The sequence below is a fragment of the Engelhardtia mirabilis genome (assembly GCF_007748095.1).
Taxonomy (GTDB): Bacteria; Planctomycetota; UBA1135; order UBA1135.
Window position 1 is genome coordinate 3,698,592 of sequence record NZ_CP036287.1, and the last position, 22,856, is coordinate 3,721,447.

The window sequence follows — 22,856 nt, forward strand, 5'->3', positions numbered from 1 at the left end:
GACCCCGCGTTGGGCGCTCCAACTGCGCCTGGACCGGGACGCGGGGCAGGTTTTCGAAAGGAAACCGATTGCTGATACACCTGACCGGTCGTACTTTCCCGGTGACGCTTCGGCGTCCATGAAGTCTGTCGAGAGGGGCCCGGTTTATCAGCGAGCAAACCAGGCCCCGGGAAGCTCGGCGAGATTTCTCTCTCCCTCGGGCCGGCGTTGGGCAAGGAACGCCGGCCCCCTTCCAACGACGAGCGGCGCGCAGGCCCAGGCCTGCGCGCCGCTCGTCGTTCGGGGCCGCTCGTCCTTCACGCGCGTCGTTCTTCACGCGCGTCGTTCTTCACGCGCGTCGTCGGCCCAGGGCCATCGACGTCGGCCAACCGGCCCTATGCTCTGCGCCGCGCGCTGCCGTTGCCGTTGCTTTCAGGCCTTCCGCGGTCGCTACGGCAGAACCTGCACCACTGCGAAGCTGCCGTTTGCGGTCGGCTTGATCGACAGTTCCTTGGTGACCGGGTCGTAGCTCCAAGCCGTCGGCGGCGCGCCGTTGACGGTGATGGTCGAGGGCGCCTTGGCATAGCCCCGCAGCACGAGCGTGACGGCCTTGAAGTCGGCCGACCAGGTGGTGATCGTCAGCACCTTGGCCGGATCGATCTTCATTGGCGCCAGGTCCAGGGCCAGCTCGCGCACGGCGCGGGTGCTCTGGACGGCGAAGGCATTGACCGCGGGGGACTGGACGACGATCCGGTAGTTGGCGACCAGGTTCGGCTCGATCTCGAGCACTTCGCTCAGGCGGTAGCGATCCTCGCGGTCGGCGAAGAGTTCGAGCACCGGACCCTTCGAGGGCGCGGGCCCCGGAGCGATGCCGCTGTCGATGAAGTCGAGGGCGGCCGCCATGTCCATGGTGCTCCAGTGGTGCGTGCTGCCGGCCTGTACCTCGGACAGGAACACGTCGGCTCCCAACGAGAGCAGGTAGTCGTGGAGGGCGTAGGTCATGTTGACCAGGCCCTGTTGGTTGTCCTGCGTGTTGACGTGCAGGTAGATCGGCAGGTCGACCAGGTTCGTGGCCGGGGCCCGGTCGGGATCGACCTTGTTGGCGGCGGTGAGCTTGGTCGGGTTGATGCGCTCCCAGGCGAAGGGCACCTCGGTCGGCGAGCCCCCGAAGTGCTCGTCGTCCTCGAGGATCAGCTTGAGCGCGCTCGAGCCGTTCTCGTAGTCCTGGATCACGTCCATGGTGCCGGTGTGGTTGATCACCCCGGCGACGCGAATGCCGTTGGGGTCCTGCTTACGCATGGCGTAGGACACCGCGTTCAAGCCGCCCATGGAGAAGCCGACCGTGTAGACGCGCTCACGGTTGAAGGGCAGGATCTTCAGCACCAGGGCCATCACGATGTCGAGCGTGTTCTGGCTCTCGACCGACGCGAAATTGGTCTGGTTCAGGCCCATCGGCGCGAGCAGGATCCAGTTGCGCTGCTCGCACAGGGCCGGCAGCAGGCTGCCGTTGAACGGGCTGGCGTAGCTGACGCCGTAGGGGTGGAAGGCCACCACGATGGCGCGCTCGGACTCCGGGATCTGGAACAGGTTCGGAGGGAACTGCAAGAGCAGCTTCTCCTCCTGGGTGGGGTGCCCCGAGACCCCGGCGGCCAGGATGATTTCGACCGTCGGGTGACCCGACCAGACCGGGTAGTCGTGGACCCAACGGGCCTTGATCCCGGGGGCCAGGTAGAACCAGCCGCCCTTCGAGTTGGCGGTGTGGAAGGTGATCGGCGAACCGGGGACCCGCAGGGAGCCCTGGCTGCGGCCGGCGCCCGAAGAGGGCGAGGTTCCCGTGCCGCCGCCGCTCGGCCCGCCGGGCGTGGCGGAGACCTGCGCCTGGACCTCACCGGCGCCGGCGATGGCCGTGCCGATGGCCAACGCGACGGCCCCGACCCGACGCGCGATCCGACCCAGAACTCGACCGCAGTGCATGTCCGTCATAGACGATCTCAGTCGACGACCCGGTTCCGCCACCCCGACGATTCCGAGCGTCCCTCCCCAGTAAGCTACCCCGCCCTGGGGCGGGAGGCGGCGAATGCAAACTTGGTGCGGCCCACATCGTCCCGAAGACGCGCCGAAGCTCGGTAAGACTTTCCAATCTCAGACCCGGGCGGGAGCGCTCAAGGGGCCAAGGCCTCCCGCAGGAGTCCGTAACGCAGCCCTCGACCGCTGACACGTCCCTCGGTCGCCCCCAGTCGCTCCAAGACCGCCGCCAGGCAGCCCAGGCCGCCGGGGAGGATTCCCGCGCGTCCGGGCTCGATCGGGTGGTCCATGCGCTCCTCGAGGCCCAAGGCCGCCAAGCGCTCGGCCCAGGCCCCCGCCGCGGCAGCGGCCAGGGTCCAGCCCTGGGCCAGGCGCGGTTCGTAGGACTCCAGGCCTCGGTCCAAGCAGGCCAGGTTGCTGGCGGTGCCGCCCAAGAGCACCAGCTCGGCGCCCCGGGCCGCGCCGTCGGGGAGGTCGGCCGCCAGGTCACGGGCTGCCGCGCGGAAGGCGCTCCAGGACTTCGGATCGATCGGCTCCAGCCGCTCCGCACCGCCCAGCCACCGGTCGGTGGCCACCACCGCACCCAGGGGGACGGAAAAGCGCTCCTGACCACCCCCGCGGATCACCTCGGCGCTGCCGCCGCCCAGGTCGATCACCACCACGTCGCGGGACGCCCCGTCCGCCAACACGGCGTCGAAGGACAGCGCCGCCTCGCGGTCGGGTGTCAGGACCTCGAAGTGAAGGCCGCAGCGCGCCACCGCCGCTGCGAGGAAGCTCGAGGCATCGCCCGCCGCGCGCAGGGCCGCGGTTCCGGCGGCGCGCACCCGCTCCGGCGCGACCCCGGCCAGCTCGATCCGGCGCACGAAGGTCTCGAGCACGTCGAGCGTGCGCTCCACCGCGCGGGGATCGAGTCGCGCGCCGGACGCTCCGCCCAGGGCCAGGCCTGCCCCCAGCCGCGTCGCCAGGCAGTGATCTTCGAGCACCTCCAGGGAACCGTCGGGCAAGTGCCGACCGATCACCAACAGGGCCGTCTCGGTGCCGAGGTCGATGGCGGCCGCGGGCGGGCCCAGCTCGGATACGTCGTTCATCGGGGCACCAGTTTGACCTGGTTGCTCCAGGACGCCTCGGACGGAATCACGACCGTGAGCCTTCGGGTGCGGTAGTCCGGATGGCTCACGTGCAGCGTCCACGCACCGGCCTCACCGAACTCGCTTTCATAGCGGCCGTTCGCCCCGCGCCGTAGCACCACCCGCTCGGCGTCGGCTCCCACTCCGCCAGCGGCCTGGGGCAGGGGCAGGAGCCGCACCTTGGCGCCGTTCAGCGGTTCGTCGTTCTCATCGCGCAGACGCACCTCGAGCCGCACGGCCGGACGCAGGGCGTGGGCCCCGAGGTCGACCTCGGCCCCCGGGAACACGTCGATCGGCCCGATGGCCACTGGCAATCGCCCCGGGGCCTCGAGGCGCACGACCACCGGGCCGGGGACCACGCCGCTGAGCTCGAAGTGCTCGCCGTCCCGGCGCAGCACCCCGCCTTCGGGCCCCAACACGGCCAAGCTCGGTACCGGCGCGCCGCTCTCGGACAGCACGGCCGAACCGCTCAGGATCGCCGTCTCCTCCCGCGGCAGCGCGCGCGCGATCAAGCGCACCTGGGCATCGTCGGGCAGGAACGGATGGCGCGGCTGCAACTCGACGACCTCGTAGCGACCGCCTGGCAGGGAGAGCTCGACTGGACCGTGTGCAAGGGCGTCGAAGCGTGCCACCCCGGCGCTGTCGGTGGTGCGGGTCAAGCGCAGGGACTTAGCTGCCTTGATCTCGTCGGCACTGGCGCCCGGGGCCAACGCCGGGCTCGCCCGCACCTGGAGTGAGCCCCAGGCGAAGCCGTCCTCGTCGACCACGTCGACCCGCAGCTCGGCCGCAGGCACCAACTCCAGTCGTGCAAAGGGCTCGGGTGTGTCTTCGGCGACGGGCACCGTCAGTCGTCCCGGTCGGTAGCCCAAGGCCGAGACCCTGACGCTGGCGACCCCGTCCATCGCGCCCTCGAGGCCGAAGCGGCCCATGGCGTCACTCTCGGTCGCGCGCCAATGCAGCTCGGCGCGACCCGTGGGGTAGACCAACTCCACGGCGGCCCCCGCGATGCCCTCTCCGCTGGTGGCGTCGGTCACTTCTCCTTCGATCGTGCGGCCGCCGCGCAGCACCAGGGTCACAGCCTCGGCTGCCGCACCAGCCTCCAGGCGACCGATCTCGACCTGCGCCGGGACCAGGTCCTCGCGCCCGGGCGGCGGGATCGCGACGCCGAGCAGAAACTCCCCCACCGGCAGGGACTCGACGGTGAACACGCCGTCGCGGCCCGTTGTCGCCACTTGGTAGGCGCCGTCCACAGGGTCCTGATCGAGCAGTCCTGCGAGCTGCGACCGCTCGCGCCTCGAGATCACTCGCACCTGTGCCTCGGCCACCGGTCGCCCGCGGGGATCGACCACCGTGCCCAGCAATGACGTGGGCGGCGCGAGCACGACTTCGCGCTCGATGGCGGTCGAACTCGAAACCAGCTCGACCACCTCCAAGTAGTTCGCCCCCCACGGAGAGCGCACCTCGAGGCGATAGGAGCCCGGTGCGGCGGGCGGCAGCTCGAAGCTGCCGTCGGCGGCAGTCGAAGTCTCGAGGCGCAGCTCTCCCTCGGCGTCGCGCGGCATACCGGAGCCGCGCAGGCTCAACTCGACCTCCGCGGCCTCGATCGGCGAACCGTCCTCGCGCCGGACCGTGCCCCACAGTCGTCCGCCGCGCTCGAGGTCGACGCCCTCGGTCCGCAGCTCTCCCGGCGCGAGGTTGAGGCCGGCGCGAAAGGGCACGAAGCGCTCGCCAACCCTCCCCGCCAGGGCGTACTCGCCCGGATCGAGGTCGGCGAAGATCACCCACACCTCGCCGGACTCGGCATGCAGGGGCTCGCCCACCCGCGCCGGCCAATCGCCCTTGCGCCCCGAGTCCCGCAGCCACAGGCGGAACTCGGCGTCTTCGAGCTCGTCCGGGGGTGGCTGCAGGTCGAGCTTCAGAGTCGCCGAGGGCATGAGCTCCAACTCCAACTCGAGCGGCGCGGTGAGCCCCTCGCGGGTCAAGTCCACGTAGCGCTTGTCGCGCACGGTGAATCGAGCGAGCACGCCCTGGGGCCAGGGCAATCGAAAACGACCGTCCTCGCCACTTTGGGTGCCGACGTCCCGTCCCTCGATGGCGAGCCCGACATTGACGCCACGGATCGGCGCGCCACTGGTGACATCCCGCAGCCGTCCTTCGACCCAAGACATCGGCCCCGCCTCGAGGGCCCCCTCGGACGCGGGGTCGCCGGACCCGATCAACAGGGATCTTCCGCCGCCAGTCCCAACCGTCCCGCGCGCTCGGTCGCGCTCCGAGGCACTCGGGCTGGACGAAATCGAGGTCGTGTTCGCGAGCCCCTGGTCGCCGGCGGGAGGCTGCGCGCCTGGCTCTGCTCCCGTTCCTTGGGCCAAGCCCTCGGGTTGTGCGACGTCCACCCCCGGGCCGCCCGGCGAGAGCACCAACCAGCCCAGCGCCGCCACCGCGACCAGGCTGACGAGGACCAAGATCGGAGTAGCCGAGCGCACGTGATCACGATAACGACACCGACCACGGCCGTGACAGGGTCGCGAAGATCGCCGATCCAGGACACTAGGCAGCGCCGCCGGTCGCCTGCCCGGTCGTACCTCAGCGCCGTCGGGCGGAACCGTTCACGGCGGCCAACTCGATGCGGTTGCGGCCCGCGACCTTGGCGGCGTAGAGCGCCCGGTCCGCCCGCTCGAGGGCTTCGCGAGCCCGCACGCTGCCGCCGGGGGGGATCCAGGCCGCACCGACGCTGACCGTGACATGGGGTCCGACGGGGCTGTCGGGGTGCGGGATCTGGCGCGAAACCACCGCCGCGCAAACCGCCGCGGCCCGCTCTTCCAGGGCAGCGGCGTCGATCCCGGGCAGCACCACAGCAAACTCCTCACCACCGAAACGCGCCAAGAGGTCGTGGGTGCGACGCCCGGTGGAGCCCAAGGCCTCCGCCACGGCGATCAGGCACTGGTCCCCCGCCAGATGACCGCAGGAGTCGTTGAAGCGCTTGAAGTAGTCCACGTCGACCATCAAGAGCCCCAAGCCCGCCGAACCCCGTCGGGTCGTGCGCAGGTCGCTCGCCAGGGAACGGAACAGGGCGCGCCGGCTGGCGACCCCGGTCAGCTCGTCCTGGCCGAGTTCGGTCGTGAGCTGCCGGTTACGGGCCGAAAGGCGCTTGATCTCGTCCTGCAGCTCCCGCGCTCGGCTGGCCTGGGCCCGCAGGACGCCGATGACCGGGTCCGAAACGATGCCGTTCATGCGCCGATCGCGCGCGCGCAACAGCATCAGGCTCTCGCCCATCAGTCCGACGAACTGCCCGGCTTCCATGGCGATCGTGGCCCCGCCCACGTGTTCCATGGTCACGGCCACGAGCGCCGACTCGGGGCTGTCCGCCGCGATCTCGAGCGCGCGCCGCAGGAGCAGCCAGTCGGACTCCGGAATCGGCAAGAGGTCGTCGAGGGCACGATCGTCCACCGCCGACCACTCCGACTGGGACGCACGGTTGGCGAACACGATGCGCCGGTTGCTATCGACCACCACCAGGGGCAGTGGTTCCAGGTTCAGATAGCTACGCAGGTCGGCCGAGAGCACCTCGCCGGGATCGGGAGAGAATGTCGACGAAGGCAGGACGCGCCCCCCCGCGGGAGTCGAGTCCCCCACGGGCGCTGGCGCGGCCCGGCGCACGCGGCGCCCCTGCTGTTCCGAATCGCCTGTTCGCATGCCCTCCGGCGGCGATCGAATCGATCGCGCCCGCTCCAGCCCTCTCGCCGGTGGTCGTAGACAGCGAAGCGACAGCCCGCCCCCCAGCGAACGCCTCCCTGCCCCACTTTCTCTCGATAGGGCGAAGTTCGACCCCATACACCCCCCACTTGCAACTTCCCCAGCCCTACGCAGCTTGAACGGGCCGGGACCGCTGACGGAACGGTCGACGGCGAAGAAATTGCCGTGCCGGGGTCAGTTGGGCGGCTCCAAGGATCCGTAGCAGCGCCCGTCGAGGGTCAGGACCTGGATCCGCTCGCCGTCCTGATCGGCCACCACTACCCGCGAGCGTGGCTCCGAAGGGCCCGGTTCGACGACCACGTCCGAGGGGTTCAAGACCTGTCCACTGCCTGCGCCGTGGCCAGCGATCTGGGCCTCGACCCCGCCGTCAGGAGCCATGAGTAGGACGCCGCTGCGCGGCCCACCGTGGGCCACGACCAGGCGACCGTCCGCGAGGCGCACCGCCGCGCGGGGCTCCAGTCCGGCGCCGCGGTGATCGGGAAGCTGGAAGGCGAAGTGGAAGTCCAGGTCGCGGAAGACCTGCACGCGACCTGCCCGGGGCTCGCAGGCCAGAGCATGGCGATCGTCGAGGAACACGCCCTCGATCCCGGCGAATCGGCCGTGGGACTGACCCATCGGGCGCAGGGATCGGATCAAGGTGCCATCGGGCGCGAAGAGGTGCAGACCGTGGCGACGACGCCCACTACTGCCGACCAGCAGCCGCAAGTCGTCGCTCGAGCCCTGGCAAGCGACGCAGGTCGGGCGCGACAGGACGCCGGCCCGGTCCTCGTCCAGCTCCGCGGGGGAGAGGGTAGCGCGCTGTTCTTCCGACGGCCCCAAGCGCAACTTCTCGGAGCCGAAGACGGTGAAGCCGCGCACGGCACCCGCGCCGGGGTCGGCGACCCACAGGCGTCGATCGCGATCGACCGCGATGCCGGTCGCGGCGGTCTGGGATCGCTCCTGGTCGCGCCAGGAGAAGCCGCCCTCGAGCTCACGGCCGTCCAGGTCGTAGAGGCCCACGTGCGCCGTGCGCTCGTAGCGCAGCACGTACAGGACACCGTCGCGAAGGGCCAGGCTAGCGTGCACGCTCGCCTCCGCCGCGGCTCAGGTCGACGACCACGATCTCCGCCGGCGAGCGCAGTCGCAGGGGCACGCCCAAGGCACCCAAGCCGCGGCTGGTGAGCAGCACCGCCCCGTCCCGCTCGACCCGATCGCCGGGGTGCGCCGGCGCCAGGCGGCGCACCAGTGGCAGGTCGATCTGGTGGCCGTGGCTGTGGCCGCTGAGCACGAGCGCGCAGCCGGCCGCGGCCAGGGCGGGCCCCCCGGCCGGGTTGTGGCACAGCACGACTTCCACGTCGCCCGCGCGGACAGCATGCCGAGCGCGCTGAAGGTCCACCTGCTTGGCCTCCTCGAGGTCCTCGAGCCCCACCAACGCGACCGCGCCGGGCCCCTCGCCGAAGCGCACGGACTCGTCCAGCAGGAAGCGCAGGCCGGCCTCGGCTTCGAAGCGCGCGGCGATCTCGCGCTCGCGCCGACCGCGGTAATCGTGGTTGCCGAAGACGCCAAAGCTGCCCCTGCGCGCTCGCAATCCCGCCAGGTCCTCGAGCAGCAGGTAGGACTCCTCGGCGCGCTTGGTGATCAAGTCACCCGTGAGCACCACCAGGTCCGGATCGAGGGCGTTGCAGGCCTCGACGACGGCGGACAGGTCCCCGCGCCCGAGGAAGGGACCTGCGTGGGGATCGGAGAGCTGGACGATGCGAAAGGCCTCGAGTTCGGGCGCCAGTCCCGGCGTGATGACGGTCTCGTGGCGCACGCGGAAGCGCCCGGGAGCGAGGAACGCCGCGCGGTAGAACGCGCGCCCGCCGAGAGCCGCGCTGACCCGTTGGAGCCCCCCGAAGAAGGCCAGGCGGCCGCCGCCGAAACGCCGTGGCTCCTGGCGCAGGCCGAGATCGGTGGCGTCGCCGCTCACCGCTCCTGATCCGCCTCGCCGTCGGTGTAGCCCAGGGCCTCCAAGACCGCCCGGTCCTCGTCGTCGAGCTCGTCCTCGCCCTCGTGGCGCCGCGAGTCCCACCAGACCTGCAGGCGTGCCTCGAGCTCGGCGGCCAGCTCGGGGTCATCGATCGGACGACGGGCCTCGGGATCCTCGTGCAGGTCGTAGAGCACCGGGGTGAGGCCGTACTTCTCGGCTCGCTTCGGCGTGGGCACGATCAGCTGGTAGCGCCCGTCAGCCAGGATCGAACCGCCGCGCGAGATGAACGAGACGAGCTCCGTGCGCCGACTGGCGGCGTCGTCGGCGAACAGGTCGACGCCGTCGGTGGGCGGCGCGTCCAGTCCAGCCAGACCCAGGATGGTCGGCATCACGTCCACCGACCAAGTCGGCTCCGAGCGCCGCACCCCGGCGGGAACGCCCGGCCCCGAGATGATCAGCGGCACGTGGATCTGCTCGGGCTCGAGCATCGCGCCGTGGGTCGAATAGAGCTCGGGGATCGCCCCCTTCTCCTTGTTGACCGTGTCCGGGGGAGCGGCCCGTTGCCACAACCCCTCGCCGTGGTCCGCGGTCAAGACGCGGACCGTGCGCTCGAGCCGCCCGCGCCGCTCGAGCTCGTCGAACAGCCTTCCGATGGAGGCGTCGACCTGGGCGATCTCACCCTCGTAGAGGGCGATCGCGGCCTCGATGCCGCGGTACATCTCGGGCGTCAGGCGCTCGCGCGCCTGGGCCGGCATGGCGCGCAGGAAGCGATCGTGGCGTCCGGTCGAGTTGCGCGCCGAGAACGTTGTCGGGTCGCTGGGCAGGTAGGGTTGGTGCGGGTCGAACGGCATCACCCACAGGAATACCGGAACGCCCTCGGGCGCCGCGTCCAAGGCCGCCAGGGCTCGGTCTACGACCTCGCTCGAGTGCCAACCGTTGCGCGGTCCGCGCTCGGGGATCGGGTAGCGCTCGTAGGAATCGAAGCTGCGCCCCCAGCCGCGGGCGTCCGCCAGAAGCGTGTTGGAGCTGACACCGATGGTGTAGTAGCCGGCCTCGTCGAATACGTCGGCCAAGGTCGGCTGGTCGGGCCAGAGCTTGCCGGAGTTGTCCGAGCGCACGCGCCCGGTGAACAGCATGGCCATCGACGGCGCCGTCCACGAGCTGGCCGAGAAGTGCCGCTCGAAGACTGTAGCGCCCTCGGCCCAGGCGTCGATGCGAGGCGAGGTCGCGCGGTCGTGCCCGTAAAGGGAGAGGTGATCCGCGCGCAGGGTGTCGACGGAGATCAGCAGGACGTTCGGACGCTCGCGGCTCGTCGCGCCGCCGCCGCAGCCGACAGCCAGCAGCACAGCGGCGAGGAGCCACGCGGCGCGCGCCTGGGTGTCGATCCGGACCCTTGTCCTGGGCGAGACTTCGAACATGGGCGTGAGGTTACCCGCTGGATCGCCTCGGCCCAGGGGCGTGCCGCCGCCAGGCCCTATCGTCGCTCGCTCAGCGCGAGACGATGCGCGGCTCGGCGAAGCCCCCGAGGATCACTACCGGCTGACCAGGCGTCGATCCCTCCGGCAAGGCCATCGGCGCCAGCTCGAAGGACAGATCCACTTCGCTCCCGGCCCAGGGCGCCAGGTCGACCCACAGGGATTGCCACAGCTTCGGGTCGCCGCGCCGGGTGTCGATCGACTTCTCCGCGACGACCTTGCCGTCGATGCGCACGCGCAGGATGCAGCCCGGGCCCTCGATGCCCTCGTAGGTCAGACGGTGGTGCTCGCCCACGTCCACGGTGAAAACGCTGCCCGGCGGGATCGGCACGCCGTGCCAGGTCACCCGACCCGGGAACAGGATCTGCACCGCCAGCTTGCTGGGCTGGTCCACGTCGACCATGAAGCGCTCGACGCCGATCGAACCCCGCATGGTCCGGCCACCGGCTTGGGCCGGCGGGTACTCGGAGACCTCGATCTGCGCTTCGCCGAGGCGCTCCAGGAAGGGGTTGGTGTCCTCGATGGTCCAGACCTGCAGCTCGTCGTGCTGGTGGGTCGAGAAGGACCAGGGCAGGAAGCCCGCCTCGTGTCCGTAGAAGCCGGCGCCGGCGTGGGAGTTGTGGATGCGGATCGGCCAGGGGTCGGCGTAGACGGTGATCGGACCCGGCCGCATGCGGCGACGCACGCCCTCGTGCAGGCGATAGCGCCCGCCGGATCCGTCGTCGTTGGCCGCCGTGCACAGGATGCGCGACTTGAGGATGCGGTCGCCCGAGGCGGGGGCGTTGGAGCGGCTGGGCAGGATCTCGAGCCCCGCCACCTCTTCGAGGTACCAACGGAAGCCGAGCTCGCCCCAGATCCACGTCTTGCCAGTGCTCCAGTCGCCGTCCGGCGCGACCCGCAGGGCCACGTCCGCGGCGAGCTCTGGGTAGACGTTGGCCGCGGCGCGGTCGGCCTGGGCGGCACCGACGCCGAACAGCCCGCTCGCGACCAGGGCGACCCAGGCCGAGCGCGTCGGCAGGAGGCGCTTCGACGCGAGCCCGGCCAAGAGGAACATCCCCGGCAGCGCCGGCAGTGCGTAGCGCGTCGAGCCGAAGGGCACCGTCCACCAGGCGGCGAAGACGAAGCCCAAAGACCACAGGGCGATCAACGCCCGCGGCCCCCACACGGTGCGCCACTCGCCCAGACGACCGCCGAGGATCGCGGGCACGAGCCCGGTCCAGGGCCGCAACAGGAGGCCGAGCACCGCTCCGCCGAAGACGAACGCGCCCCAGAACACGGCGACGTTGGCGCCCGCGACCGGCGCCGGCACGATCGTCGGGGCCTTCAGGCCGAACCACACGCCCAGGGCCGCGCCGCCCATCGCCAGCACCAGGCTCGCGCGGTCGCGGACCAGCGCCCGCGCTGCGCTGATGGGAGCTGCGAGCAGTCCGAAGACCCAGCCGACGCCCACACCACCCAGGGCGCACACCGCCGACATCAGGCAGGCGGTGTGGTTGATCTTGATCCCCATCATCCCGTCGGTCGCGCGCAGCACGTCCCACTGCCCGGTGATCGCCAGGGCGCCGAGCATGGTCCCGAGGAAGACGGCCAGGGCCGTTGCGGCGGGGATCAGCCCGCGCCAGCGCCACGGCGGCCAGAGCAGCGGCAGCACGGCCAGCAGCGGAACCGCCGCGAGCCCGTGGTAGCGGGTCAGGGCCGCGAGCGCGCCGCACACGCCGCCGATCAGGAGCAGCGAGCTGCGCCCGCGGCAGTGCCCTTCCACGGCCAGGGCCAGGCCCATGCTGAACAGCGCCAGCATCGGCATGTCGGTCATCAGCCCAGGGGCCAAGACGAGCGGCGCCGGCGCCGCGCAGAAGGTCAGGGCCGTCAGCACCGGACGCGCACCGAGGCGCGCCGCCAGGCTCGCGCAGGAAGCCCCGAGCAGGCCCATCAACAGGGTGCCGATCAGGTGGCCGACCAGCAGGAAGTGCTCGCCGAAGAGCTGGGCGAACGCCATGCATAACAGCCACACGGGGCCGTGCAACACGCCGTTGCCGGCCTCGACGATCTCGCCCTGGTAGTGAGTGGTCTGGCCGAAGACCTCGGCGCCGTGCTCGGTCAGGAGCTGCGCCACGCGCAAGTAGGCCCAGTCGTCCTGGTGCACGCCCTTGTCGAGGAAGGGCAACACGAGGGCCGCGCTGAGCAGCCCGGCGGCAATCAACTCGCCGCGCTTGGCCGCACGTCCGCCAGCCTCCGTCGCACCCGGGTCCGTCGCGCTCATCGAACCCGTGAATCGGCCGATTCCGCGACCGGCGAGGTGGTCGCGCGGTGCTCATGACGCACCTCGAACAGGGGCTGGCCCTGGACCAGTCGGTAGACCCGGTGGGTGAACTCCCCCATCGCTCCGAGCACGAGCAGTTGTGCGCCGAGGACCGCCGCGAGCACCGCCATGGCCTGGGGCCTGGGATCGGCGTCGATCAGGTGCATGACCCGCAGTGCCAGGTAGGCACCGCCCACGCCCACTCCGGCGGCGACCATCAGGAAGCCCAGGCCCGTGAGCTTGATGAAGGGGCGGTTGGAGAAAGAGACCGCGAAGTCGAGGGTCACGCCGAGTAGGGCCAGGCTCGAGTAGGCGCTGGAGCCGGCCTGGCGGGGCAGAGCCTCGATCTTGAGCTCCGTGGGGCGCTTGGAGAGCTTCGCCACCAGCGGCTTCAGGAACCGCCGCTGCTCGCCGCAGGTGGCCACGCGCTCGGTGACCGAGCGGTCGATGACCGCGACCGGGCAGCCCCAGTCGTGGAGCTGCACGCCGGTCACGTAGCGCACGAAGCGGTTGAGCACGATCGACCCCAGGCGCCGCTGCAGCGGGTCGTTGCGGGTCGTGCGCCAGCCGCTGACGAAGTCCGCGCCCGCGCGCCAGGCGGCGATGAAGGCCGGCAGCTCCTCCGGCCGCTGCTGCAGGTCCCCGTCGAGGATCGCGATCGACTTGCCCCGCGCGGCCTCGAAGCCCGCGCACAGGGCCGCGTGCTGGCCGAAGTTGCGGGCGAGCTCGACCACCACCAGGTGGGGACGACTTTGGACCTGGGCGCGCAGCACCTCCAGGCTGTCGTCGGGCGAACCGTCGACCACGAAGACGTACTCGCGCGGCTCGTCGGCCAGCGCCGTGTCGAGACGATCCAGAAGCTCGATCAAGGTCGCGCTGTTGCGATAGATCGGGATGACGACCGAGACCTCGGGACGCTGCTGGTCGCCGTTCTCGTGTGCGGAGGGGGGCACGCTCACGGGCACATCCTATCCCGAGGGGCCCGCGCGTCCGGCATCCGGCCGGCGGGGATCCGAGCCGATGGGCCAGCTCCCGGCGCGGCGTTGCCGCGCGGCTCAGAGGCCGACCACGGCGTCGGCCTCGACCACCGGCAGGGCGCGACGGCCGCGGGCGTCGACCAGCACCACATCGCCACTGCGGGCGAGCACCTCGAGGCCCCCGCCATCCAGAGTGATCTGCGCCTCGCCGTCGAAGACCTCCACCATCCCCAAGGGCGTCTCGAGCGTCGCGCGGCCCTCGAGCTCCACCTGGCCCTCCTCCAGCCGCACGCGGCGGGTCAGGGAGCTGATCACGAGCAAGCGGGCGCCGGGGTCGATCGAGAGGTCGAAGCTGCCCGCCTCGATCCGGCAGCGCGCGCCGGGCTCGGTCAGGATCAGGTCCGACCGCACGAGCTTGACCGACACCGAGTCCGCGTCGAGGGCGTGCCCCCCGATCCAGGAGGTGCCCTCGACCCAGTGGGCGGTGAGCGGAGGCTCGAAGTTCCAGTCCGAGCTGAGGCGCGTGGCGAAGAAGAACAGGGCCGCGGGCACCACGAACATCGCGAAGCGACGCAAGGACTTGGGCCGGATGCGGGGCTCCTGGCGCTCAGGTCCGAGGCCCCCATGCTCGACGGAGATGGCCCCGCGATGGCTCTCGCGCACCTGGCGCCCGAGCCGCGCCTGCGTCTCCATCCGGCCGCGGTACTCGGACTTGCACGACGCGCAGCCGGAGAGGTGCTGCCGCAGCAGGGTGGCGATCGGGCCCGGTAGACCGCCGAATGCCAGCCGCTCGATCAGGCCCTCCGCCTGGACACAGGTGATCGGGGTCGGCTGTCCCGGTTGGTCCGGTGATCTGGGATCGGATCGCTCCACGGCGGGCTCTGTCGACTATCGACCGGGAGTGCCGGGGGCCTGAGCCCCCCGCGGCGGCAGGGGGTATGCTTTCGCGCCCCGCGGGCCCCGCCAGGGTTCGATCGGCCCTCCGGGGCCTCGCGAGGCCGACAGATCGCCCCTCCCCCCCGAGCAACGCCCCCCCATGACCCGCGTCATCACCGGCACCGGCAGCTACCTCCCCGAGCGGGTGGTCGAGAACGCCGAGCTGCTCGAGATCGTCGAGAACTTCGACGCCGAGCGGGCCGGGAGCGATCTCGATTCGTGGCTGCGGGGCCGCTACGGGGTCGAGCGGCGCCACTGGGCCGCCGAGGACGAGAGCACCGGCGACATGGGCTTGGTGGCCGCACGGCGCGCGCTCGAAGCGGCCGAGCTGGACGCCGACCAGATCGAGCTGATCGTGATGGCCACGGCCACCAGCGATCACGTGGCGCCCCACTCGGTGAGCTTCGTGCAGGCACAGCTCGGCACGAAGGCCGTCTTCCACCAGCTCCAGGACGCCTGCCCCGGGTTCCTGAACGCCCTGATCGTGGCCGACTCGCTGATGGCGAACCTGGGCTACAAGAAGGCGCTGGTGATCGCGGCCGAGAAGATGACGCACATCGTCGACAAGCGCGACTTCCGCATGATCGGCCTGTTCGCGGACGGTGCGGGCGCGGTGGTCCTCGAGGACGTCGACCTGCCCGAGGAAGTCGGATTCCGTTCCTTCTGGGCCGGTTCCGATGGCGCCGCCGGAAAGGCCCTGCGCGTGCCCGCTGGCGGCACCCGCACGCCGCTGACGGCTGAGCGCATGGCCGCCGGCGAGCACTTCCTGATCAGCGACTTCCGCGACGTCTATCCCTTCGCCGTTCGCACGACCCAAGCTTGCGTGGAGCAGGCCGTGGCGCGCGCCGGGATGACGGTCGACGACATCAGCTACGTGATCCCGCACCACGCCAGCGCCAACATCATCCAGGACGGCGTGGGACAGGCCGGCATCCGGCCCGAGCAGGTGCTGATGGCCATCGATCACACCGGCAACACCTCGAGCGCGAGCGTGCCCACGGCCTTGGACGAAGAGGTCCGCGCCGGCCGCTTCAAGGACGGCGACAACATCGTGCTCTTGGCCCTGGGCGGCGGCATGGGTTGGGCCAGCACGGTCTACACCTGGGTCGACCCCGCCCGCGCCCGCGCTGCTCGCCGCTGAACTCGCGCCGGGTAGGCGTTCGTACGGTGCCCGTTCGTACGGTGCCAGGCACGAAACCGCCGCCTAACGATGATGGGACCACGGCGCCTGTGGCGCCGTGGTCCCATGGTCGTTGAGGCGGCGGTTTCGTGCCTGGCACCGTACGAACGCCTACACGGCCCCACCGACGATGCTTCGTTCGTCCCGCTCGATCCCCGCGCGCGACCGAAGCCTATTCGGCACCAAGTCACGCCGCGCCGCGGCTCGGCATCGTGGCGCGCGGTTAGAGTTCGAGCCCATGACGACGCCCGACGCCACCCTGCGGATCGCCATGTGGTCCGGTCCGCGCAACATCTCCACCGCGCTGATGCGCTCCTTCGAAGCGCGCGGCGACTGCGCCGTCGTCGACGAGCCGCTCTACGCCCACTACCTCGACGTCACGGGACTTCAGCACCCCGGACGCGAGCAGACCCTGGCCAGCCAGGAGCGTGACTGGCGCGCCGTCACCGACTGGCTCGGCGGCGCGGTGCCCGGCGGCAAGCCGGTCTGGTACCAAAAGCACATGGCCCACCACCTGCTGCCGATCGTCGGCCGCGATTGGCTCGACAGCCTGCGGCACGCCTTCCTGGTGCGCGAGCCGGAGGCGATGTTGACCTCGCTGATCGAGGTCTGGCCGGAGCCGACCCTCGAGGACACCGGCCTGCCCCAGCAGGTCGAACTGTTCGAGCGCCTGACGGAGGAGGCCGGCGCGATCCCCGCGGTGGTCGACTCGGTCGAGCTGTTGCGCGACCCGGCCGGCGTGCTGGCGCAGCTTTGCGAGCGCCTGGGCCTCGCCTACACCGAGCGGATGCTGAGTTGGCCAGCAGGTCCCCGGTCCACGGACGGCGTCTGGGCGCCCCATTGGTACGCCAGCGTCGAGCGCTCCACCGGCTTCGCGCCCGTGCGGGAGAAGCAGGCCCGAGTCCCCGAGCGCTTGAGCGGCCTCTTGGACCGCTGTCGCGAGCTCTACTCGCGACTGGCCCCCCACCGGCTGCGCGCGACCACCGCGCCGCTCGGCGGAGGTGCCCGGTGAAACAGACCTTCGACGAGCGCAACCGCGACCTGATCGTCAACGTCGCCGGCGTGCTGAGTCACCGCGACCAGGCCCGCGTCAGTCCCTTCGACTCCGCCGTTCAGGGTGGCGACGCCGTGTGGGAGGGCCTGCGCGTCTACTCCGGGCGCATCTTCAAGCTCGACGAGCACCTGGCGCGGCTGGAGCACTCCGCCAAGGCCCTGGCCTACGAGCAGATTCCGCCACGCGCCTCGATCGTGGCCGAGATCGCGCGCACTCTCGAGGCCAATGGCATGCGCGACGGAGTGCACGTGCGGCTGACCCTCAGTCGCGGCGTCAAGTACACCAGCGGCATGGATCCCCGGCTCAACACCAGCGGTCCGACCTTGATCGTGCTGGCCGAGTGGAAGGCGCCGGTCTACGACCGCGCCGGTCTGGTGCTATCCACCTCGTCGGTGCGGCGCTTTCCGCCCGACTGCATGGATCCCAAGATCCACCACGCGAACCTGATCCAGTCGATCCTGGCCAAGATCGAGGCCAACGCGGCGGGAGCGGACGACGCCCTGATGCTCGACCGACGCGGCTTCATCGCCGAGACCAACGCGACCCACCTGTTTGCGGTGGTGGAAGGCGTGCTGGTGACCAGCGACACCTCGGCCTGTCCGGAAGGCGTCACCCGCGCGACCGTGCTCGAGCTGGCCGCCGAGCACGGCATTCCCCACGCCGTGCGCGATTGGAGCCAGGCGGAGCTCTACCGCGCCAGCGAGGCCTTCTGCAGCGGCACCATGGGTGAACTCGCCGCCGTCACGAAGGTCGACGGACGCGTGATCGGCGACGGACTCCCCGGGCCCCTGACGGCCAGGCTCACGGCCTTGTACGCCGAGCGCACGGCGCGCGAGGGAACGCAGATCGTGCCGTGAGTAGGCGTTCGTACGGTGCGAGGCACAGAACCGCCGCCTACTCACAGTCGCGCGAGGCGCTCCTCGAGCACCTCGACCGCCTCGCGGCGACGACCGAAGCCGTCCAGCCACTGCAGGTGCGGGTCGAGCAGCACGGCGCGGACGCTCTCGTAGAAGACCCGCGCCGCATCGGCCCGGCGCGCGGGGTCGACGCCGCGCACCGTCGCGACCGCCGGCTCGAGCTCGGTCAGCAAGCCCCGGGCGCGGGCCATGGCCTGGCCGTCCGTGACGTCCTGGCGCCACTCCTCCTCGCCCACGAAGTACGAGGCCAACGCCAACAGCGCACCGGCAACGGCCACGAAGGCGCTAGCGCCCGGAGCGAAGACCGCCCCGGCGCCACCGATGCCCAAGAGGCCCACGCCCGCGCCACGCAGTCCCGCGGCACGGTCATCGGCCACTCGCGCGCTGGACAGCAACCGCTCCCCGCGCTCGGCCAGGTGCGCGATGCGCTCCTCGTACAGGAAGCGGCGCAGGTACTCGAAGCCCAGGGCCGCCCGGCGCGGCTCGGCGCCGGCGGAGGTGAGGACCGCTCCGAAGCAATCCAGGAAGGCCTGGGCCTCGCTGGCCCGAGCCCGGCGCCAACGCTCAAGGTCGCCGCGCTGGCGCAGGATCGAGACGTAGACCAGGCCGCCGACGCCGGTCACCGCGGCGGCCGCGCCTGCCACCCGCACCGGCCAAGAGCCGGGCATGATCGCCTGCAGGAACAGGAGAGCCGCGCCGGCCATGGTCGCCGCCAAGGTCCACTCATTGGCCGACTCGGCCAGGTCGCGGAAGGCCTTGCCGGCACGCTCGCACTCGGCAGCCGCCTGCTCATGTCGGCTGACCGCCTTCAACACGCGGTCGGAGGTCAGGACCTCCGCCAACTCCGGTGCTTCGGCCTGGAACCGTCGCGCATGCGCGGCCAGGTCGAGGGGCTGGTCCTCCGACGGCAGGGCGGTACCGACAATCTCCGCTGCGTTCTTCTGCTCCAACATGGGTTTCGACCTCAGGAGGGTTCTGCGGCCGCCGTCAGGCGCGCCAGGCCACTCTCGATGCGCGCCGTGGTGCGCGCCGCCCCCAATAGGGCCACGATCTCGAACAGGTCGGGGCCGCCGGGCTTGCCGGACAGGACGCAGCGCAGGGGCTGGAACAGCTGGGGGAGCTTGATGCCGGACTCGCCGATCCAGTCCTTCGTCGCGGCACCCAGCGCGGCGGCGTCGATCGGCTCGACCAAGCGCTCGCGCGCCCAAGCGTGCCAGGCAGCCAGGTGGACGGTGCCCTGCTTGGTCGCGGCGGCGAGGGCCTTCTCGTCGTACTCGACGGCATCGTCGGCGGCGAACAGGTAGGCGAGCTGGTCGGGAAGATCGCTGTAGGTGGTGATGCGCTCCCGCGCGGTCTCGGTCGCGCGCTCGAACCAGGCGCGGTCGGCCGCGACAGCCGCGGCATTGGCCAAGCCGGCGCTCTCCAGGTACGGCAAGCCGTGGTCCAGGACCTGGCCGGGTGACTCCGTCCGCACGTACTGCTCCGAGAGCCAGCTCAGCTTCTGCAGGTCGAAGACCGACCCGCTCTTCGAGACGACGCCGACGTCGAAGTGCTCGACCAGCTGCTGCCGGCTGAAGACTTCGGTCTCGCCGTCCAGGGCCCAGCCCTGCAGGGCGAGGAAGTTGATCACGGCCTCGACCGGATAGCCCTTGCGGCGGTAGTCGGCCAGGGCCGTGTCGCCGTCGCGCTTGCTCATCTTCTTGCCGCCGACCGCCAGCATCAGCGGCACGTGGGCGAAGCTCGGAATCGGCTCGCCCAGGGCCTGGTAGAGCAGGATCTGCTTGGGCGTGTTGACCAAGTGTTCCTCGCCGCGGATCACGTGGCTGATCTGCATCGCGCTGTCGTCGCAGACGCAGACCAGGTTGTAGGTGGGCGCGCCGTCGCCGCGGACCATGACCCAGTCGTCGACCTCGGCGTGCTCGAAGGTCACCCGGCCGCGGATCTGGTCCTGGAAGGTCGTGCTGCCCTCGGGCACCCGGAAGCGCAGCACGAACGTCTCGCCGGCGTCGATGCGCCGCTTGACGGTCTCGTCGTCCAGGTCGCGGCACAGCCCGTCGTAGCGCGCCGTCTCGCGCCGCGCCTGCTGCTGTTCGCGCACGGCGTCGAGCCGCTCACGGGTACAGAAGCAGGGGTAGGCCCAGCCGGCCCGCCGCAACTGGGCGGCGACCCCCAGGTGCATCGCCGCGCGCTCGCTCTGGCGGTAGGGGCCGAAGGGGCCGCCGACGTCGGGGCCCTCGTCCCAGTCGATCCCGAGCCAGCGAAAGCCGTCGAGGATCTCGTCCTCCCAGCGGCGCTCGGAGCGCTCGGGGTCCGTGTCCTCGATACGCAGGATGAACTGTCCACCGTGGTGCCGGGCGTAGGCCCAGACGAACAGGGCGGTGCGAGCCCCACCGATGTGGAGCGGGCCGGTCGGGCTGGGGGCGAAGCGGGTGCGGACGGGGGCAGTCAAGGGCTCGATCTGGACAGGGTCTGGGGGGCTCGGAAGGGCGGGGAGGATACGGCGGCGCTCCGGCGGCCCCCGCGGGAAACCGCACAGCGCGGGCCCCCGGCTCAACATCACCCCAAGAAGGGGGCTTTGATGTCGAAGATAGAACCTATACACCTGTCCGGACTTGGCCCACAAGACCGGGTCCGACGTCCAGACCTTCGTCCACAGACCCCCGCCCAGCCAGCCCAGTGCCCAGCGCCAAGAAGACCCCCGAACTGCTCTCGATCGGTGAACTCGCCCAGGCGACCGGGATCTCTCCGGACACGATTCGAGTCTGGGAGCGCCGCTACGGCGTGCCGCAGCCGGTCCGCCTGCCCTCCGGCCACCGACGCTACACCCCGGAGCAGCTGCGCTGGCTGCGTCGGGTGGTCGAGGCCGTGTCCCTTGGACACCGCCCGGGCGCGATCGTGCGCGGCAGCGACGCGGAGCTCCAGGACCTGCTCGACAACCGCCGGACCCGGGTCGACAAGCCCTCGGACATGGGAGCGTGGATCGACCTGGTGCGATCCTTCGACGGCGGCACCCTCACCGCGACCCTGCGCGAGAGTTTCGACCGCCAGGCCCCCGGGGACTTCCTGACCCAGGTCGTCGCGCCCCTCGATCACGAGGTTCAGCGGCGCTGCGTCGACGGCGACCTCGAGGTGCGTCACAGCCACTTCGTCAAGGAGGTGCTGCAAGACGTGCTGCGCGGCCTGCGGATCTCGATCGGAGTGCCCACGGGCGGGCCGCGGGTGCTGGTCGCCGCCCTCGACGAGGACATGCACGACCTGCCGGTGCAGATGGCGGCCCTCTTGTGCGCAGCCAAGGGCATCCTGCCCCGCGTCCTGGGCTCCAACACGCCCTTCGACCAGATCCGCCGCGCCGCGACGGAGATGCACGTCGACGGTGTCGCGGTGCCCACCGCGCCGGTCCAGTGCACCTCGGATCAGGACGCCCGCATCGAGTCGTTGCGCGATGCATTGCCGGACGAGATCGCCCTGTGCGTCGGCTGGCACGACGCTCGCTTCACCCGGCGGCCCCGGCGCGGCGTCCGCATCGTGCGCGAGGTCGCGGAGTTCGAGCTCTGGTTGCGCGAGCTGCTCTGAGCTGACCGCGCGGGCGATCGGGCTCCGACGCGAACAGGGCCGCCCCCTCGCATGGCGAGGGGGCGGCCCTGTTCGCGTCAGGCCAGCCGCGCGTGCGCGATCAGGCGCGCTGCTCGAGCCCGGCCAGCCCGTAGGCCTTGGGCCCCACGTACTTGAGGTTGCAGCAACCGTTGCAACCGGCGTAGATGCGCTTCTGTTTGATGTCGCGCCGGAACTCGCGGAACTCCTCGCCGTTCCAGATCTCCTGCAGGGTCTGGGAGCGACTGTCGCCCGTCCGCAGGTAGTAGCAGGGCGAGTAGCGGCCGTCCGCGGTGAGCTGCACCCTGGACCAGGGGCTCTCGCACACGTACTCGTCGGGCGAGAGGGCGCGGTCGTCGGTGTAGTGACGCACGAATTCGTCGATCGGCAGGCCGGGGGGCGTCAGGCGGATCTGCACGCCGAGCGTCTTCTCGAGCTCGTAGCAGGCGATCAGCTGCTCGCGCAGGAATTCCGGATCCACGCCCTCAGGGCGCGGCTGCGGGATCGTCAGGCGACTCTCCTCGGGGTTCGCGATCAGGGTCGACGAGTGGCCCACGAGGTCGTGCTCGGCCATGAAGTTGACCAGGTCCGAGCCCAGCTCCGCCGCCAGGTGCATGAAGTCCTGCATCCCGCCGACGGTCTCCTCGGTCACGACCATCTTGAGGTTGAACTTGGGGAAGACCTTCCCCTTCTTGGCCCGCAGCCGAACCATGTTGCGGATGCCCTCGATCGTGCGCTTGTAGCTGCCGGGGCGGCCCACGACCTCGTCGTGGCGGGCCTCGTTGCCCTCGAGGCTGATCCCGACCAGCACCAGACCGTTGTTCCAGGGGTGCTTGGGTCCCAGGTCCGTGTAGAGCTCGGCGATGTCCTCTTTGATCAGCGCGCCGTTGCTGATGATGTGCGTGCGGTGATGCTTGCTGGCGTAGCGCAGGACCTCGGGGAAGTCCTTGCGGACCAGGGTCTCGCCGCCCGAGAAGGTGATCAGACGGCCCTTCGGGAACTCGTCGATGGCCTTCTTGATCTCGTCGGTCTTGAACTCCTTGACCGGCCCGACCGTCTCCACCTCGCCCTTGATGATGTCGAGGTACTGGCAGAAGTTGCAGCGCAGGTTGCAGCGGTAGGTGACCTCCAGGAACATGTGGATCGGCTGGAAAGCACGACCACTGGGCGACAGGGCGCGCGGGATGGCGCCGTGCCACTTGACGATGTCGGAGAGCGCTGAGCTGAGGTTGATCATCGCTGGGCGGTTATGGCCCGAGGAGGTGTAGCCCGAAGAGGAGGTCGTCCCGCCTGAGGCACGCTGGGCCGGGGCGGGCTGCCTCGGGAGCGCGGCGGACGGCAGGGTTCGGCCCGGATGGCCGTGGGTCCAGAGTCGGTCGATCGGTCGGTCCGGCGAGCGTGTCCGCCGGGCAGAGGCCCAGGGAGCGCCCTGGAGTGGCCAGGGGGCCGATCGCCGCGCCAAATCGCACGCGGACGGAAGAGTTTCGGCCCAAGTCTACGCCGCCCTCCTGGCCCGGCAACCGGAGCGCTCCAAATCGGGCCTGCTGGGACCGGGCCGGTCCTCGCTTCCGGGTCCCCTGGCCTGCAAGATCCCG

17 protein-coding genes are annotated in these 22,856 nt (G+C 70.9%); 4 read left to right on the plus strand and 13 right to left on the minus strand.

Annotated elements, in window-relative coordinates; translation table 11 throughout:
• Positions 1–429: 429 nt before the first annotated feature.
• The 10 genes from Pla133_RS13735 to Pla133_RS13780 all read right to left on the minus strand — a co-directional run bounded on the left by Pla133_RS13735 (position 430) and on the right by Pla133_RS13780 (position 14,456).
• A complete protein-coding gene (locus Pla133_RS13735; protein WP_145066143.1) occupies positions 430–1,953 on the minus strand; it encodes an alpha/beta hydrolase family protein in 1,524 nt (507 codons plus the stop codon).
• A gap of 188 nt (positions 1,954–2,141) precedes the next feature.
• Complete coding sequence (locus tag Pla133_RS13740) at positions 2,142–3,092, minus strand: Ppx/GppA phosphatase family protein (RefSeq protein WP_145066145.1); 951 nt, start codon at positions 3,090–3,092, stop codon at positions 2,142–2,144.
• Positions 3,089–5,614, minus strand: a complete 2,526-nt coding sequence (locus Pla133_RS13745; protein WP_145066147.1) for a carboxypeptidase regulatory-like domain-containing protein — start codon at positions 5,612–5,614, stop codon at positions 3,089–3,091. Before Pla133_RS13745 ends, Pla133_RS13740 begins: the two co-directional genes overlap by 4 nt.
• 100 nt (positions 5,615–5,714) lie before the next feature.
• On the minus strand, positions 5,715–6,695 hold the full coding sequence (locus Pla133_RS13750) for a diguanylate cyclase (RefSeq protein WP_419191512.1): 981 nt from the start codon (positions 6,693–6,695) through the stop codon (positions 5,715–5,717).
• Between the two features lie 363 nt (positions 6,696–7,058).
• Complete coding sequence (locus tag Pla133_RS13755; RefSeq protein ID WP_145066151.1) at positions 7,059–7,949, minus strand: NHL repeat-containing protein; 891 nt, start codon at positions 7,947–7,949, stop codon at positions 7,059–7,061.
• Positions 7,939–8,832: a metallophosphoesterase gene (locus Pla133_RS13760; RefSeq protein ID WP_419191513.1), complete on the minus strand. Its 894-nt coding sequence runs from the start codon at positions 8,830–8,832 to the stop codon at positions 7,939–7,941. The genes Pla133_RS13755 and Pla133_RS13760 overlap by 11 nt, the downstream gene beginning before the upstream one ends.
• A complete protein-coding gene (locus Pla133_RS13765) occupies positions 8,829–10,250 on the minus strand; it encodes a sulfatase (RefSeq protein WP_145066155.1) in 1,422 nt (473 codons plus the stop codon). The genes Pla133_RS13760 and Pla133_RS13765 overlap by 4 nt, the downstream gene beginning before the upstream one ends.
• 70 nt (positions 10,251–10,320) lie before the next feature.
• Positions 10,321–12,567, minus strand: coding sequence for a hypothetical protein (locus Pla133_RS13770; RefSeq protein WP_145066157.1), 2,247 nt, complete (start codon positions 12,565–12,567; stop codon positions 10,321–10,323).
• Entirely contained in the window at positions 12,564–13,565 is a 1,002-nt protein-coding gene (locus Pla133_RS13775; protein WP_419191514.1) for a glycosyltransferase family 2 protein, read from the minus strand. The genes Pla133_RS13770 and Pla133_RS13775 overlap by 4 nt, the downstream gene beginning before the upstream one ends.
• A gap of 96 nt (positions 13,566–13,661) precedes the next feature.
• Positions 13,662–14,456 carry a FecR family protein gene (locus Pla133_RS13780; RefSeq protein ID WP_145066161.1) on the minus strand — a complete coding sequence of 265 codons (795 nt, stop codon included), beginning with the start codon at positions 14,454–14,456 and terminating at the stop codon, positions 13,662–13,664.
• Positions 14,457–14,619: 163 nt separating this feature from the next.
• Here Pla133_RS13780 and Pla133_RS13785 point away from each other — a divergent pair, with 163 nt between their 5' ends.
• The 3 genes from Pla133_RS13785 to Pla133_RS13795 all read left to right on the plus strand — a co-directional run bounded on the left by Pla133_RS13785 (position 14,620) and on the right by Pla133_RS13795 (position 17,610).
• Entirely contained in the window at positions 14,620–15,660 is a 1,041-nt protein-coding gene (locus Pla133_RS13785) for a 3-oxoacyl-ACP synthase III family protein (RefSeq protein WP_145066163.1), read from the plus strand.
• Between the two features lie 277 nt (positions 15,661–15,937).
• The gene (locus Pla133_RS13790; RefSeq protein ID WP_145066164.1) at positions 15,938–16,711 is read left to right on the plus strand and encodes a sulfotransferase-like domain-containing protein; all 774 of its coding nucleotides are present in this window, start codon (positions 15,938–15,940) and stop codon (positions 16,709–16,711) included.
• A complete protein-coding gene (locus Pla133_RS13795) occupies positions 16,708–17,610 on the plus strand; it encodes an aminotransferase class IV (RefSeq protein WP_145066166.1) in 903 nt (300 codons plus the stop codon). The genes Pla133_RS13790 and Pla133_RS13795 overlap by 4 nt, the downstream gene beginning before the upstream one ends.
• A 41-nt stretch (positions 17,611–17,651) precedes the next feature.
• Here Pla133_RS13795 and Pla133_RS13800 read toward each other — a convergent pair whose 3' ends face one another.
• Both Pla133_RS13800 and gltX read right to left on the minus strand, forming a co-directional pair.
• Positions 17,652–18,623 (minus strand): hypothetical protein, encoded by a 972-nt coding sequence (locus tag Pla133_RS13800; RefSeq protein WP_145066168.1) that lies wholly within the window; start codon positions 18,621–18,623, stop codon positions 17,652–17,654.
• A gap of 11 nt (positions 18,624–18,634) precedes the next feature.
• Positions 18,635–20,119 carry a glutamate--tRNA ligase gene (gene gltX / locus Pla133_RS13805; RefSeq protein WP_419191515.1) on the minus strand — a complete coding sequence of 495 codons (1,485 nt, stop codon included), beginning with the start codon at positions 20,117–20,119 and terminating at the stop codon, positions 18,635–18,637.
• Positions 20,120–20,346: 227 nt separating this feature from the next.
• Here gltX and Pla133_RS13810 point away from each other — a divergent pair, with 227 nt between their 5' ends.
• Positions 20,347–21,243, plus strand: a complete 897-nt coding sequence (locus Pla133_RS13810) for a MerR family transcriptional regulator (protein WP_145066172.1) — start codon at positions 20,347–20,349, stop codon at positions 21,241–21,243.
• Positions 21,244–21,343: 100 nt separating this feature from the next.
• Here Pla133_RS13810 and Pla133_RS13815 read toward each other — a convergent pair whose 3' ends face one another.
• Entirely contained in the window at positions 21,344–22,498 is a 1,155-nt protein-coding gene (locus Pla133_RS13815) for a radical SAM protein (protein WP_145066174.1), read from the minus strand.
• Positions 22,499–22,856: the final 358 nt, after the last annotated feature.